This is a genomic window from Psychrobacillus sp. Z16_25 (assembly GCF_056856695.1).
The window spans coordinates 44,801-62,276 of sequence record NZ_JBXEOV010000004.1; the positions used below are offsets into that span (position 1 = coordinate 44,801).

Sequence of the window (17,476 nt, forward strand, 5' to 3'; positions counted from 1 at the left end):
GAATCTCAAAAGGAAAAGCACCTGCGTCTTAACTTCGCAGGTGCCATCATATTTTTCTCAGATGTTCCCCCGTAACTCCAGGAGCCCATTCCAATCTTATTCTTTACTTGAGATATCTACAATTCTACCTTCTACTTTTGGTTCTACTGTTTTCAAGCTTACTAAGTAATCGCGGAAGTTTTCCCAGTCGTTAAGACCTAAGTCTGTTACTCGTCCTTCTTTGTATGCTTTTTCGAATACTGCGTATCCATCTCCACCTTTAGCTGTAAAGGCATTTGTTGCGATGGTGTATTTTTTGTCTGCTTCGACAGCAGTGTAGGAATCATTTTCTTTGTAAGAGATAGACACGACTCTTTCACCTACTGGCTTCGTAGAGTCATATTTTATTTGTGCTCCAGCTACGTGCAAGAAACCACCGTTTTCACGTTCAGGTAATTCTTTTAAGCTGGTTTCAAATGCTTCTTTCAATTCTGCTCCAGTTAGCTCCATTGTTGCAAGTGTATTTCCGAACGGAAGCACTGTAATGATTTCTCCAATAGTGATCGGACCTGCATCGATTGCAGCACGGATTCCTCCACCGTTTTGGAACGCCATGATGATATCCTTATCGTATTCTCTTGCTTTCTTCAGCATGCCGTCCGCGATAAGGTTTCCAAGTGGCGTTTCATTTTTACGAACATTATTATTCTCTTCACGAGGGTTGATCAGTTCTGCAGAAGTAACTGCTCCTGACTCTGTTGTTTTAATTTCATTAATCTTAGCCGCATACTTAGACAGAATCAATTTTGCTGCTGAATCCTCAGCCTTATCTGCTACTTTAATCAGTTTTCCAGCATGGGAAATAATATGACCTTCTTTATCAAACATTACATCCAATGTCCCTAAGTTTTCTGCATATTGTCCAGCTTGTAGAATAAGTGTCGGAGAATCATTTTCTCCTCCAACGACAGGCTCAGCTAACGTTGTATGGCTATGTCCACCTACAATCACATCGATTCCTTTTACTGCTTTTGCAAGCTCTAAATCATTGTCTACCGTTGGATTGTCATCGTACCCAATGTGAGTAAGGGCTACGATTTTGTTAATACCCATTTTTTCAAACTCAGCTACCATTTTCTTTGCATCTTCGATATAATTCGTGAACGTCACTTTGTTCGGACTAGCAATATATTCTGTTTCCGCTGTAGTTAAACCGAAAATACCGATTTTTTCACCGTTTACTTCTTTCACGATACCAGAATAGATATTTGCATTTTTAGGCTCCGATTCAATTTTCGTTTGGAACAAGCCAGTAAATAGCTCATCCTTCGAGAAGTCAACATTTGCAGATACAAATGGGAAATTTGCAGCTTTGATGAAATCTACTAGAGCTTTATGCCCTTCTTCGGAATCCCCTAAATCAAACTCGTGGTTCCCGAAAGTCATTGCGTCAACATTCATTAACTTCATGATTGCTAGATCAGCTTGGCCTTTGTACTCGTTAAAATATAAGGATCCAGAGAACACGTCCCCTGCATCAAGCAACAAGGAATATGGTTTGTTTGCTCGAAGCTCGTTGACCGCTGTAACTCTCTTAGCACCATTGTCTAGTTGTGCATGTGTATCATTGAAATGCATGATTGTCAGATTAAAGCCTGTTGCTCTATAAAGGAAGGAAGCCATTTGTCCACGTGTTACGTTTGCATTCGGTTCAAATGTATCCTCGGTTTTACCAGTAGTAATATTGTGTGCATAGATTGTTTGGATATAGTCTGCAAACCATTGCTTACTATTAATATCCTTAAATGGTAAGTAGGATGATAGCTTATTTTCTTCTAAATCAAATCCTTCTGTTATCATTTTAGCCATATGAGCACGAGTTAGGTTTCCGTTAGGATTAAAGGTTTGATCGTCATAGCCCTTAATGATGCCTGCTTCCACTAGAGCTGCAATGTATCCGTAATAAGGGTTGTCCTTGCTTACGTCTTTAAAGCCAGGATCCTTTACATTTTTCGTATCCAAATCTAATGCCAGCGCTATCACTTTTGCAGCATGTGCTCTCTTGATATTCTCGCCTGGTCTATAAGTGCCATCTTCATACCCTTTGATAACCCCATCAGAACTTAATTTTTTTACCGCATCAAAAAAATGATGTGTCTCTTTTACATCCTTAAAAGATACATCTTGTGCCTGAGCACCAGTTGACACAGTTGCAACCATAGCACCAGCTAAAATAGTTGCTGTTACTGCTTTTTGAAAGCCTTTTTTATTTCTCATTCCCATCCTCCTATAATCTTTTATTCTCTTTATCAATAGGCACAAACTATTATCCGAAATTATACCTTATGTACCAATAAAAGTTATACACCCATTTATTATTAGACTATCATATTTGGTTACCCTTGTACTAGATATTTATGATTAAAATTTCTGTAAATTGAGAATTAATAGAAATACTAAAATAAGGTTGGATGTGGTCGAGTAGAATAGATTATCGAAATGTCATGAAAGTAAGAGAATTGTCGAAAAAAATAAGGACTCTACTACAACTAATGAAAGAATTCTTCAATCAAGAAGGCAATAAAAAAAGACCCAACTAGAGTCAGGTCTTACCTCTCTAAGAGAACTTTTATTACAATGATTCACTCGTCTAAGCCTGTAAGCTTTTTTTCTTGTTTCTTCTTTTGACATATAAGAATTCTTTGCCTACAAGGATCATATAAACAAATAAATTATAAAGTAAGATAGATTTATCTTTTTTAAAAGCAATCCGATATAGCCATTCTAAATTTAGCTTAATGAATATTTCTGGCGCTCTTTTTCGTTCGCCAGCGAATACGTCAAAGGCTCCTCCCACACCAATGAAAAGTCCCTTTTTACATTTCCCACTATTTTCAGCTATCCATTTTTCTTGTAGCGGAGAACCTAATGCTACAAATACGATATCTGGCTCGTGTGAAGCAATACAATCTATCATTTTCTCATCAGATGTAAAGTAGCCATGTTGATAACCACTTAACTTAATTTGTGGATATTCCGATACTATAGCAGCAGCGGTTTTTGTAATAACCTCTGGCTTGGCGCCTAATAAAAATATTTTAAACTTATTTTTATTCGCGATACTCAATAGTTCTTTCATTAAATCAATACCAGTAATTCGTTCACTAACGGGTTTATTTAATAGCTTCAGTGCTTTTACTACACCTATTCCATCAGGAACAGTAAGATTTGCTTTACTTATAATCTCTTTAAAGTCGCTATCTCGGTAGCCCTCTCTTACCATCAGGGAGTTTGCCGTTACGATTATCTGTTTTTTACTATTTAATAAATCTCTTTCTAAACTATCAACCAAGTCAATCATAGTGGAACTATAAAAATTCCAGTCATTTAATGGCATTCCTAATCTCCACTACTTTTCTAATCTTTCATCCAATGAGATATTGATAAATTTCTCCGTGCGTTGCCATACCTGTCTTCTATAAGTGATCATTCCAACAATGTGTAGTGGTAAATAGGTTAGGGTGAACCATACATAGCTCCAAATAAAATAGAATATATTGTTTTTGGACTTGTCTTTCACTTGCTCTCGATAAGAAACATAGAAGAGTACAACATTGTAGCTTAAGTTGAGGATGACGATAATTGGATTAGAGTAGAACTGCAAAAAGCTTATGCCAGTTCCGAAAATGAAATATACAAACAAACTAATGAACGATAAAGCAAATCCAATTAGTATCATGAAGGTACGGGACATATTATAGGAATAAAAGAACGTATCAATCTGAGTAAATGTTCTATATTGGAAAATTGATTTCAAAATATGAAAGAAATTAGAGAAAGCAACGTTCCAATGTCCTCTTGACCATCTAAGTCTTTGAATAATTGAGTTCTTAGGTGAAATAGGTTTTTCATCATATATATATGCGAAAGCATTAAATTCCGAATGCTCATTCAGATTGGACATTTCCACTTGAAACTCAAAATCTTCGGTTATAGACTTAGGATTCCAGCCTACACGTTTCAAATAGTCCGTTCTAACATTGAATCCGGTTCCTTGGATTGTCGTATTCAAACCTAGAATTTGTTTAGGAATTGTATAAAAGCGGTTCATAAAGCTTTCAGAAAGTGCATATCCTCCTGAAATATAGTTGTCACTTGGGTTTTTACTTAGTACTCTACATTGAATTAGGTTTGTTTTATTGTTTGCAAGAAATTGGGAATTTATTTCATTAAAATAGTCAAAATGCACAATATTATCACTGTCGAATATGGTGATAATATCAAACTTATCCAGTATGTCGCGATGATGCTCTAAAAATGCTTTGATCGCATATGGTTTCCCTTTCGGATCTCCTTTTTTACTCTTATTCTCAAAGACGTTTGCCCCTAACTCTCTAGCAATCTTGGCAGTGTCATCGGAGCAATTGTCCGCAAGTATATAGAAGTCATATAATTCCTTCGGATAATTAATATCCTTCTTTAAATTATTAATAATTCCTGAGATTACTTTTTCTTCATTATGAGCAGGAACTAAAATAAGAAATTTGCTGCTTGGCGGTTGAATGGTATAATTTCTTTTATGTTTTTTCCATCCAAAAACCGTCAATATCATGTAATATGTAGTAAAAATAAATAGATAGGTTTCCATACACAACAGGATGTATTGGTACCAATTTAAGTTTTCATTGACGATTGAGTGATACACTACTAAAACAGAAGTAATGATCATCAGTGAAAACAAAAGTTTAAATGTGATTTTATTCGTATTCATTACCCTTCTCTTTCTCCTTTCATAGATAATATTTTAGAGTCAGAGAAGAAAAAAATCATTAGTAAAAAGTGTATAACAGAACCATATATTAACTAAAAAAGACGACTTTACTCATGTTTATATATTCCTAAAATAGTTATTCACCGCAACTTTTGGTTGATTTCCGTTCTGGCTGGACGCTTTCCTGGGGGCGCGGCTTCGGGACAACAGGATGTTGTTCAGGAAAACGTTGGCACACGATGTGCCGTTCTTAGTTTTCCATCTTGTTTCGGATGCTTCCGAAACAATTGGATTTTCCGCACGCGCTTATCCCCAAGGAGTCGCCAGCTGACACTTTAATCAACTTTTTCTTAGATGTTATCCCCAACTTTTGCTGAATAATCTCTAAATTGTTAATGTTATAATGAATAGTAAAAATATTATGAATATAATTACCGGTAGGTAAAGGTTTTCATACACAATGAAAAGACCAAACTCTCAGATAGAGTTTGGTCCCTTTTTTATGATTGAAAGATGATATAGACTTCTACCATATAGATTCTGCAAATTCTGGATGGTCAATAAATGGATTGCGATTTCCTTGGATAGAGAAAATCTTTTCGTTACGATTACGTTCAAACGAATCTACCGGGTCTTGCTCGTGCCACTCTAACAGAGTAGATAGTTTTCCGTGAAACGGTACGGAGCCATTCCCTACTCGATCATTTAGTTCAAGGTCAACCTTATCGCCTGGCTCATAGCGTGTTGCCATGTAAAATAACATACGCGCAACGTCACCTTTCACACGATCTGGTGGCTCGAAGGAGCTCGATGCTTTTTTACATTCGTTACAGCCATTTACCGGACTTCCACCATTATCAAAATCTAAGTTTCCACGAGTGGAGTTTACTTGAACATCTGTGGGACGTAAATGATGTAAATCGGTTCCAGGGCCCTGTGATGTTCCAAAACCGCCATGGGACTGCGCCCATACATGCTCACGATTCCACTGTCCCACGTTCCCACCGTTAGCCGTTTTGGAACGTGATAATCCTGTATATAGTAAGATGACGTTGTTTTTATTGTTCGGATCCTCATCTGTTTGCTTCAACGCATCCCAAACCTGTGAATAAGAAAGTTCTTTATGCCCATCGATGATTTCATGAAGAGCATCCTTCAGCTGTTCTCCCTCTAATCCAATAGCATCCGCGTAATAGCTGTTTGCTGTACTGTCTGCTGGTGTTGGTGTTATTAATACCAAAAATACGGTCGTTACGCTTTTTTGGCCATCACTAGCATTGACAGCAACTAAATGAATACCTTTCTTTAGGTTCAGCTGGAGCGTATTATCTTCTATCGTTCCCCGTGTTGTAGTAAAGGTTAGCGGCTGTTGTTCCGGGTCTGAGAAATGCTCTGTTAGTGAGATAGAGATCGTTTCTCCAGCTTTCCCAGTTTGGGTTTTTATTTTCTTCACAAGAACTGGTGCTTTATTTTGACCAGGTATAAAGATTTGTTCCCCTTTTGTATTGGTAATTTTGATAGCACTGGCAGTTGCCCCATTGATGAATTCAAACTTTCGTACATTTTCCGCCCCGCGGATTTCTTTTACGTTCTTTCCGTCAATAATTACCTTTTTGACTTTTGTTCCTTTGAAGTCTAAGATTGCTCCAGCTTTTGCAGGCTTCACTGTTACTGTATGAGAAATAAAGCCTTTCCCATGGAACTCTGCATATTGTCCAGTAAAGAAGATGCCTTCTTTGATTACCGATTTGTTATCTAGCGTGATAGAAACGCTTGGATCCTTGATTGTCACCTTTTTAGCCTTATATTTTTTAAAGTTGTAATGTTTCTCAGGAATGATTGGTGTTATTTCCTCTTCCGCTAATAAGTCAATTTGTACCATTACCGGGTCATGGTCACTTGCACGTCCAGCCATATCCGTAAAGTCTGCATTAATATGAAGAATATCTATGATCGTTTTTTCTGCTAAGTTCTTTGAAACTAAAATATGGTCTAGCACTTGAGAGTTACCCTGATATAAATACGTATAACGATCAGAATCTGCTGCTTCGTTAATCATGTTTTTCATTAATGTTCCTTCGTGAATTTTCAATGCATCCGCGAACTGATAATCATTGAAGTCACCAAGTGATACGATATTTGCATCTGGATTTTTTGTTTTTACATCTTCAATAAATCCATAGACAATTTGTGCAATTTTTTTACGTTGTGCTTCACTTTCATATTTAGGTGGTTGGATAGAGCCATATAACGGTGTATCTCCAGATTTTGAATTCCAGTGGTTAGCGATCACGATTACGCTTTCCCCTTTGAAGTCAAACTGAGCAGCAAGCGGCTTACGGCTGCTGTCGAACGCCTCATTTGTTGGATCAATCCGACCTGGGTTCACTGTCAGCTTTCCATTTTCATAGCCTACAGCTGTAGTTGCATCACCAGCAGGTACTCCTTCTGTTAATGATACGCGGTCCGGGTTATATAAGAATCCTACACGGATATTTGCATTCGGTGCCCCACCATCTGCATTGTTTACTGGGTCAATATTTACATATTGGTATTCCACTCCACCAGCTTCCACAATTGTATCAATCAAGCGCTGATAGCTTTGGTCTGCCTTTGAATCACCAGTAGCTTCTCCATTATTATCTTGTACTTCTGTTACCCCAACAATATCAGGATTTTGCATGTCTACAGCGATTGCTCTTGCTAATTTACGAGCCTTGTCATCAGATGTAGATGATTCGTTGTTTGAGAAGTTTTCAAGGTTATAGGAAGCTACTGTTAGCTTATCTTCTGCTTTTTCAATAAATGTTTGCTCTGGCCTTGCATTGCCTTTTGTATGCTTTGCCTGCATTTCATCTAAGCTTGCATAGATTTTAAAGTTTTGATAAGAGTAACCAACAACTCCTGTAATCGGTCCTTCAAATGTATCACCAGTAGCAACCTCAAACTCACGAGCATCACCATTAGGCTCTAGACGGAAATGAATACGGTTAGGATTTTGGTTATTCTCCTCATAAAGGACTCCGCCATGCAGTGTGTTTGTTGGCTCATCCTCTAATAAAGTAATCAAATCTCCATGCTCTTGAGGAGAAACGGATTTCACATTTCCTACTTGAACACGCATACCTTCGATGCTTTCCCAGAAATCAATTGCATCTTGCTCAGGATCAAAAACCTTTAGAGAATCGTCGTCGATATGATTGAAATCAATGTTTGATTCATCTAAGATAATCGGCTCCGGTAATTCTACTCCACTTTCAACAACCGACACATTACCACCTTGGTCGTTACGTACATTGATTTGCGTGGTTTTCAGGTCAGTCGTTTGACGATCCGAATAGCCGTCATATGCATATTCACTTACCTTCCCACTAACAGAAACTAAATCTCCCACTTGGATTGGCCAAGACTTAGTGCCACTGTAAAGGAGAATTGCCTCTGACGTATAGGCATCGTTATCCGCTAAATCGTCCGGTGTTTGCATTGTATAGTAGTAGGACCCGTTAAGGGTAAATGCATACGTGACAATTCCTTGGATTCCTTCTACTGTTTGATTATTAAATGGAGTAGTATGTCCTGCTCCTTGAAGATCATGGATTTGCAGACTATCTGTAATGCTGTATTCAAATGTCTTTACTTCACTAGCTTCGCCGTTAGCTGTGATGACAACTGCTTTTAATGTAGTATCTTGGTTAATTTCAATCGGCGTAGAGTAAACTGCGCTATCCTCTGTTGGCTCTGAGCCATCTAATGTGTAGTAAATAGAAGCGTTTGAAGTTGTTGTCGATAAAGTAACCGTTGTTCCCCCAACAAATGTACCTCCATCAGGAGAAGCAGTAACAGGCTGTAGGATAAAACTGTCTACAACGATATCCGCACCAGAACGAGGGATGATTTGGTAGTCAGCATCGTATTGCTGAATGATTCCTGTGATAGACTCATAGGTTTTTCCTACTTCTAGCCCTAAGCTATTGTTTTCATCCCTAACCACAAACTCAGTTGTTCCGTCTGTTGCTTTGTAGTTCCCATTTGCGACAGATGTCAGCGTGATATCATTTGCCACTACAAGTAAAGATTCGTTTGCTTCGTTAACCTCTGCTCCAGTAACTCTCTTCGGTGCTGGTGCCCCAACATTTTCTGTCTTTTCGATAATTGTCGCACCATCTAATTGAAGAAGACCTCGGAATTCAGCTAATTCACCTGTTAGAGTAACCTCGTCTCCAATTTGAGCTGGTAAACTAGAAGGCCGAACTGCGATACCACCTGTAGAGTCTTGGACAGATACCGTATTTTTCAGGTTTGCAGTAACAACTGCTTTTATTGTTACCGTTTCACCTAATGATTTTTGACGAGCATCCTCAAGAGAAAGAATTGATGGCTCTTCGGGGTCACCTGGATCTCCCGGCGCAGAACCATCCATCGTATGGGAACCTAGATTTTCAAATGTATCTATCGGATGAGATACCCACTCAGCACTTGCATCATAGGAATCTTCGACATTTGTATCACCTGTGGTAACAGAAGCATTCCGAACTAGAGTGACGTTTTCTCCCCACTTAGCATCTACTCCAACCTGGCCAAAAGAATCCACGACGTCACTAGATTTTTTAAGGACAAGTGCATCATTACCGTTAAAGTTCGTTACACCATGGGTAATATTTCCTTTTGCTTTTAGAACGTCAGAGGCTTGGCTATGTGTAATAACAAAGGCTTGGCCGTTCTCTAAAGCACCGGAGAAGTTGTAGGTTGTGTTAACATCCGTTCTTCCATTTGCATAAAGCTCTAATTTATAGGAGCTTAAATCGACTAAGTTTCCTGTTCCATTATAAATCTCTATGGCCTTGTTGTTACTGCTACCTTCTACGTATTCGGAAATAATCAAGTCCGTTGCCGTCGTCTCCGCAGATACCTCTGCCGGAAGGGATGGCAAAATAAGTCCTGCTACTAACCCGGCGGATAGGAAACTATTAAAATACTTCCTCCAATTTGTTTTGCTCATGTAGACAATTCTCCTTTAGTGGGGATTTATGTTTCTTTGAGTATTTCATTGCCTAAACAACTGTTATAAAGGCATTTGTTGCTACTGTAGAAGCGACTGCTAGCATAACGTTATGTCTCTTATTCCTTCTCCTAGCCTCCTATTCAAATAAAATGTAAAGCATTCTCAAACCATCTACTAAAAATACATACTTATCCAAAAATAAAATAGATATCCATACTTTTCTAGATTATCATAAGCATTTTCTACATTACTATATCTTATATGTAATTCAATTCCATTTAATTATTAGAAAATTCTAAGTATAGGTAAAAGTATAGTTACTATAAGGTAAATATTTACTTTTAATTAAGACTAAAGAATATCAATAAAAAAGAATAAGAGATTTCTCCCTCATTCTTTCAATCTTATTCAACTGCGGCAAATTCGTCAGCATATTACCATCTACAATATAAGCCTAATAGCCGACTAATGCTTACTACTTTTAGTAGCTGAAAGCCAGACAGCAACAACAATCGGGTTGATTGCTAAAGCTATCCTCGTACTAGATAGAAATAAATTTCCTTCGTATATCTATTAATCCCCTTTAAATTAAATTGAAAAAATATACACTTATCGGTCATATACGTTAATCCCAATACTCCGAAAGTTGTTTTTTTAATAAAGGATAAATTTATTAATTACTTAGTATGTAAAGACTCTAACCGATATTAATAGTATCAATTATACAGAGGTGTCTCTTATGTTCTCTTTTTTCAAATCAAGGACTCATCCTAAGAAGCTGAAGCCTATCACTCCTCCTTTCCCTAATAACAAAGACGATGAATTAAAAGAGAAAGTAGCAATCAGAAAGGGTGATCTGGGTGAATATAAAATAGACTTACAGTTATCCCAGTTTCCAAAAGAATATAAATATATCAGTGACCTATTTATCCAAAATCTAAAATCTTCCACCGGCTATTCTCAAATCGATCACGTTATCATTACCCCATTTGGATTATTTGTGATTGAGACAAAAAATTATCAAGGCACCATTTATGGAGGGAAAGACAGAAAAACCTGGTCCGTTAATGGGAAGTTCGAGATGATGAATCCACTGTTTCAAAACTATGGACATATAAAGGGACTTGAAGCTTTGGTAGAGAATCATTATCATTCCTATTTTATCTCTATGATTTCATTCACAAAGAGAAGTACATTTAAGATTGATGAGGAATTAAGAAAGCTTTCTTCAAATGAACTAGTCGTATATGACATTGAACTAACTGAATTCATACATAGAAAAGTGGCCGTTCAAAAGCTTACTGGTGTTAATGAATTAAATCAGAATGATATTACAAAACTTTATGAAATTTTCTTAGAAGCCAATATAACAGATCACTCTCTTAGAGAGTTTCATGTCAACAAGCTCAAATCTAAAGAGAGTCCACCAGCAAATAGTAAAAGTCATTGTGTAGTATGTAATAAACCGGTTTCGGACAAAGTGGAATCATTTTGCCTTTCAAATAAGAAATTTGGAGGAAAGGTTTATTGTTTTGAGCATCAGAGGGGTATATAAAATGAATTTCTGGTAGTAACTACCATTAAAAGGGGATATTAAGTAACTTCGATTCTTGGACAGGTTATTGTTTGGATACCCCAACAAATGTTATAAAACCAAAAAAAGAAAGAATAAAGGATTACTCCCTTATTCTTTCTAAACTTACTGTATTAATACTTTGGTTGTAAAAGATTTTCCATTTACTATATAAGTTAAATCAAAACTATCTCCATTTTCTATTCCGGAAAATTGTAAATTAGCTGTTCCATTTTCAGTTACTTCTGGTTTTATATTATCATTATCTGAGTTCACAAGATCAGTAGCTGTCATTTTAATTTTGTCAGCTACTGATGGCGTAATGTCCTCGCCATATTGGTCTATCACTTTTAGCACGCCCAGTAAGTCTATTGAATCAATCGGTACTGTCCCGGTTGTTGTTCCTGGAATGCGAAGCATACCGTCTATAATAGTTAGGTTATTAAATGGATGCAACTCCATTTTTTCTATATTAGGAGCAGCTTTTGTAATAGTTACGGACTGATTGAGAGTAACTTCCCCAGGGTTAGTCTTAATAACTACTTTTACATTTTCTGTTTTATCTCCTTTATCAACAATATCCTTATCAGGTCTAACATATAGCCTATTTGTTGCCTTTTCGTATACTAAGTCCGGGTTGCTTGGAATGACATCATATGCACTAGTAGGCAAAACTGTACTAACTCCATTAGAGGTAATAGCAGAAACGATAATTTCTCTTTTATAATTAATCGTTTCAGAAGAGACCGGATTATCATAAATAGGTTTTATATCAACTTGGTAAGTTATCCCTTCGTTAACTTGAATACTCTCTTGGCGCATATTTAATTCTTTTACATTACCTCTCGAATCTATTTGTTGGAGATAGAATTTTAAATTACTTTTACCATTCTTTACTCCAGTAGCTGTGACTGTATTACTAGCTGATATAGTATTGTTTGAGGATAACATTAGCTTATCATCTGCAGATTCTACCTTAATTAAATATTTCCCACTATTTGATGTATTAGCTGCACTAGCCATATTACTCACCAAATTAAAAGCTCTGTTATATTGATCATTTACGCGGAAAGAATCTGGTTTAAACATTATAGTCTCATTAACCATTAACGAAGTTTTTAAATTAGTAACTCCTATTATTTTAGTTGCTTCTGCTTTTGCACGAATAGTTAAGGTTAGGGATGTCAATTTTCCAGCTGGTGTAGTTGCATTAATAGTCACCTGTCTATCCGTACTCAATTGGGAGCTATCTGTTACATATAACTTTGCTTTACCAGTACTCTGATCCGTCTCAAATGTAGCCTTTACTCTGGAATCATTAGTTGTCAGTTTCATTCCTGAGCTACTATTTAAGAAGTTTGCATCGTTAATAACTTTCCCATCTGTTCCATTTACCACAAAAGGAATTTCAGTCTTTTCTCCTGACACTACAAGATTTGGTCTTTGCATAGTAATTTTATCAGCCTTGGCCCCATTTGCTACAGTTATATTAAACTTTGCACTTTTTCCGGTAGCACGAGAAGTAATCGTGATAGTTGCTTGACCTGCTTTCTTATTTACGGGTTCTCTAAGTTCAAGGACTGTTTGTTTCTTTCCGTTTATAGTTAACTCACTGAATTTTGGAGTACTTCTCCCTCCATTTACATCAATTATAGAAGTACCTGAAATAGATAGGGTAACTCCGTTAGCTATATCTGAAGCTGGTACAGGAAGTCCATATTCATCAATTGCATTCAGAACTAGATGAAAATCCTCATAATCTGAATTTAGACTTAAAGTTTCTCTTGTAGATACATCATTGTAAACATTTAATATTTCCACTTGGCTAACTTTCGATTTTTGTGATACTGTTACCAACTTATCTCCTTTTATATAGCCACTCTCGAGGGTTAAGGTAAACTTTTCTCCAACTTTAAATTGTTCATTCCAAGCAAGCTTTGATATTTCAATAAAACCTTTTTCTGAATCTACTGTAAAGGAATGTGTAGAAGATGCTAAATTGGAACTAACCTTTATGTTGTTGGTCCTGTTCGTTATATCTTCCTTATATTGATTATATGCTTTGAATGGAATTCTGAGTATCGCACCCTCAGAATATGGTATTGCATGATTACCCAGTATCTCTATAGATTCAACCCTTTCGTTTGCAATAGATACAGAGGAAGTCAACAGTTTATCACCTAAACCACTTACAGAAATTTCATAAGATCCTGCACTCAACTGGGATAATAACTTAAAGCTAACTGTCTTTTTATCTGCAGATTGGGTCGTTTTGGTGATTCCAACATTTAATCCGTTCTTACGGATAGCAAAGCTTGCCTTCTTTAAATCTATTTCTTTATTGAACGTTAAAGTTAACTCTTGATTACCCACTGGTTTAAAGCTAGCTATAGTAATAGATTTCTCTTTTACTTTGGTTAAATCTAACTCAATGCTTCTTTTTAAAAAAGTAGCAAACTGTCCACGTGTTGTCGTATCCTTGGGATGAAACATATCTAAATCTGGATTCGTAATATTAAAGTAATCAAGCACTTCAATAAAAGGACGTGCGGCTACCTTGGCATTCTTTAAATCTGTTACATCGCTAACATACGTTTGAGAAGATTCATATTTAACTAAATCCACTCCTTCAGCAACATTAAGCAACTTCACAATTGCTATCGCCATGTCTTCCCGAGTCATGTTTTCTTTTGCAAGAAGTCTTCCATTACTCCCACCAAGAATTCCATTATCCTTGATCATTGCTGCATACTTTAATAATTCATCGTCTGCGGTTTTTATTGTCACATCACTAAACCTGACTTTTGTTTTATAATCTGCTGGCACTTTAAAACCTTTTGTTACTAAATACTTCCCCAATAACTTCACCACATCGGATCGTGTTAGTGTTTTATTCGGCTTAAAGGTGCCATCAGGATAACCATTTATTATCCCTTCTCTCACTAGCGCATTAATGGCAGCTTCATGCGTATTCCCCTTTGTATCTGTAAATCCAGCCGCAAGAGCATACGGTGTCACTGCAGTTGCAATTAATGAAGGTATTACTAAACCAGCAAGAAACACATTTCTTTTTTTCATTTCTCTATCCCCTATACAGAAATTGGTGTTTTTAAAACTTATTACTAGTATATATTATTTTTCTTGGCTAGGAAGTAGTTCAAAAAAATTATTCGAATTTTTAGTTATTTTTCTTATCATTCTCACCTAAAGCTAGTACAGAGAGTTTAGTGAGTCTTAGAAAATATTGTGAGCAAGTCTTTTTAGTTAATTACTTTTTTTTGATAAAAACTTTATTAAAAATCATTATCAAGAAAATATCTAGCGAAATTAGTACTATGTATAAATAAAATGCTCTACAGAGAATCCACTCTGTAGAGCATTTTTTATATTTCTAAATTAATCTTTTATAGATAATTAGTTTACATCAATTTTTACAGAAGAAGATGCAATTACAGCACCAGCGCTGCTTACAACTTTATAAACTAATGTACCCTCATCTCCAGCTGTTGTAGTAACAGTATCTACACCATCTGCAGTAATTGATCCATCAAGTTCAATGAAGTCAAATTCAAATTGTCCTAATTCTACATCGTTACCATCTTTTGAACCATTAGCATTTTTGTCAAGATATACTACGTTTGAAGAATCAATACGTACAGGTTGAGAAGATGTTGGCGCTACTGTAACACCACGTAAAATGTCATCGTTACCAGACTTAGTTACTTGGAATACATCTTCATAAGTGTATGTTTTTGCATAGTTAACTGCTGGGTTCGATTTCCATTGAACTGCAGAAATACGAGTTGGCTCATTAACAACAGTAACTTTTTGAGTATAAGTTTTACCGTTATATGTTACTGTTACTGATGCTGCACCTGTTTTAGAAGCTGTATTAATAGTAACCCCATCAGTAGTTGGAGTAGCTGTTATAACATCAGCAGTTTGAACTTCAGTAACTGTTACACCTGAGCTAGTTAGATTGATTGGAGCTAATGCAACACCTTGAGCAGTATATGGTACTAATTTAAGAGCAAGTAAATTATCATCTTGATCTGCTATGTTTAAAGTGTAGTCATCTGATTCAGTATTTGCTCCGTCAATTTCCAACTTGTAAGTGCTAGCAGTTGCATTATCAGAAACTTGAGCGCGGAATGAATTGCTATTTAATCTATAAGTATTACCAGAAGTTGAATCTGTGTAAGTAAATGTGATAAATGCTGATCCTTTTGTTTTAGGAGTTAATGCTAATTCTCCGACAAAATTATTGTTTGCATCAGCAATAGTTGCAACATCAACTGCAGCAGTATTTGAAGAAACTACAGAAAGATTAGCATCCGTTGGATCCATTAACTCACCAAATCCGTCAAGTAATTTTACATAAACAGTATTATTATTGCTAGTGTTTCCTGCTGCATCAATAGCAATATTCTTAGAAGAAATAGCTGTAGCAGCTGCAGAGTTTGCTCCAACTACCTGTACAGAATTAACTTCACGAATACCATTTTCAACTTTATATGTGTAAGTTTGTACTGTCTTACCATAAGTAACTGTGATAGTTGCAGTACCTGGAGTTACTGCTTTTAGAACTGGGTTAGTACTAGTATTATCTACTGCAATAACAGCTGGGTTAGAAGAAGTTGCTGAGAATCCAGCAGTAGCCCATTCAGAATTATTATCAGCTTTTACTTTAATACGATGGATAGTTGCACCTTCTCCTACAACTAATGTATCTTTTGTCATCGCATGTGCATTTGAACCTAAACGTACATCTTTAGCTTCAATCACTTCAGTTGCTAAGTCTAAGTTTTTGATTACTACTGGAGTTAATCCTGTTGAAACTACGTCTGAACCTTTTGAAATAGTAGCTGCAACATAAATTGTCTTACCAGAAGTTGGGATTGGAAGAGTTGCATCTGTAGCAATATCATCGCTCAAGAGACCTAAGTTAGTATTATCAAAGAAACCTGCATTAACTGCAGTTTGACCCGCTTTATCTGTAAATGCTTCAAATCTCACATCATAACCTGCCGCCATTAAATCAGATCCAGTTACTTCTAAACCATCTACTTCTAATTTCACATATTGATTTGAAGTATTGTCATCATAAGTAGCTGATTTGATTGCAGCTTTTACAAATTCAATTTTAAATGTGAATTTAAATTCCTTCTCATCAAAAGTAATTACTACTTCTTCACCATCAACTAATTGAGCATTTAGCACAACTGTAGCTGATTTTCCATCTTCAGAAGGTGTAATAGAAACTACTGAGTTATTAGACACTTTTAAGTCTTCAGGTTTAATTCCTGCAAAACCAGAACCTTTTAAGCTTAAAGTAGTACTGTTAATAGCAGTAACAGATGTAATTTGTGAACCAGGTGCTACTGTTTTAATTGTTTTATTTAAGAAAGAAGCAAATTGACCACGAGTTACATCACCTTTTGGGTTGAATGCAGGTGCTGCTGGGTTAGTAATGTTGAAGAAGTCTAATACATCGATGTATGGACGAGCTTCTGCTTTAGCAGCATTTAAGTCTGTTACATCTTTCTTGAATTCTTGATTAGATACATAGTCAACTAAATCTGTTTTGTTGATTGTGTCAAAAGCACGTACAAGTACAAGTGCCATATTTTCACGAGTAATATTAGTTGAAGGATCTAATTTTCCGTTAGAACCGTTGAATACTCCATTATCTTTTACTAATGCAGAGTATTTTAATAACTCTTCATCTTTTGTAGTTAATGAGATATCTTCAAAGCGTTGTTTTGTAGCGTAGTCAGCTGGAACTTCATAGCCTAATGATACTAGCCATTTCCCCATCATTTTTACTACTTGGCCTCTTGTAATAGATTGGTTAGGTCCGAAAGAACCATCCTCATATCCATTAATGATTCCTGCTGCAGAAAGGGCATCGATGTGCTCCTTGTGAGAGTTGTTGTCTGCTACATCCTTAAATGTTGCAGCTAATGCTGATGGTACTACTGCTGTAGCTACTAATGAAGCTGTAGCTGCACCAGCTAAAAATTTACGGTATTTCGTTGGTTGGTTAGCCATTGGATAATTTCCTCCTCTAGGTAAATATAATTTGATAATCTCCTAATCACGGCAAAATGACCATAGATTATCAACTACACAGTAAAGTATAAGATGAGAA

Annotated in this window: 7 protein-coding genes; 1 reads left to right on the forward strand and 6 read right to left on the reverse strand. The window is 36.3% G+C overall.

The genetic code is table 11. The annotated features are described in order from the left end of the window. Positions 1 to 96: 96 nt before the first annotated feature. From AC1VU3_RS06080 to AC1VU3_RS06095, 4 genes are all read right to left on the reverse strand, one after another. Positions 97 to 2,256, reverse strand: a complete 2,160-nt coding sequence (locus AC1VU3_RS06080) for an S-layer homology domain-containing protein (protein WP_482983067.1) — start codon at positions 2,254 to 2,256, stop codon at positions 97 to 99. 373 nt (positions 2,257 to 2,629) lie between these two features. Beyond that, entirely contained in the window at positions 2,630 to 3,376 is a 747-nt protein-coding gene (locus tag AC1VU3_RS06085; protein WP_482983068.1) for a WecB/TagA/CpsF family glycosyltransferase, read from the reverse strand. 12 nt (positions 3,377 to 3,388) lie between these two features. Beyond that, entirely contained in the window at positions 3,389 to 4,750 is a 1,362-nt protein-coding gene (locus AC1VU3_RS06090; RefSeq protein ID WP_482983069.1) for a glycosyltransferase family 2 protein, read from the reverse strand. Positions 4,751 to 5,276: 526 nt separating this feature from the next. Next, complete coding sequence (locus tag AC1VU3_RS06095; protein WP_482983070.1) at positions 5,277 to 9,749, reverse strand: endonuclease; 4,473 nt, start codon at positions 9,747 to 9,749, stop codon at positions 5,277 to 5,279. A gap of 742 nt (positions 9,750 to 10,491) precedes the next feature. Here AC1VU3_RS06095 and AC1VU3_RS06100 point away from each other — a divergent pair. Then, entirely contained in the window at positions 10,492 to 11,307 is an 816-nt protein-coding gene (locus AC1VU3_RS06100) for a nuclease-related domain-containing protein (RefSeq protein WP_482983071.1), read from the forward strand. A 144-nt stretch (positions 11,308 to 11,451) separates the two neighbouring features. On the opposite strand, the gene AC1VU3_RS06105 is transcribed toward AC1VU3_RS06100, so the two are convergent. Together AC1VU3_RS06105 and AC1VU3_RS06110 are read right to left on the reverse strand one after the other, a co-directional pair. Continuing rightward, entirely contained in the window at positions 11,452 to 14,403 is a 2,952-nt protein-coding gene (locus AC1VU3_RS06105; protein ID WP_482983072.1) for an S-layer homology domain-containing protein, read from the reverse strand. A 336-nt stretch (positions 14,404 to 14,739) separates the two neighbouring features. Further along, the gene (locus AC1VU3_RS06110) at positions 14,740 to 17,376 is read right to left on the reverse strand and encodes an S-layer homology domain-containing protein (protein ID WP_482983073.1); all 2,637 of its coding nucleotides are present in this window, start codon (positions 17,374 to 17,376) and stop codon (positions 14,740 to 14,742) included. Positions 17,377 to 17,476 lie beyond the last annotated feature (100 nt).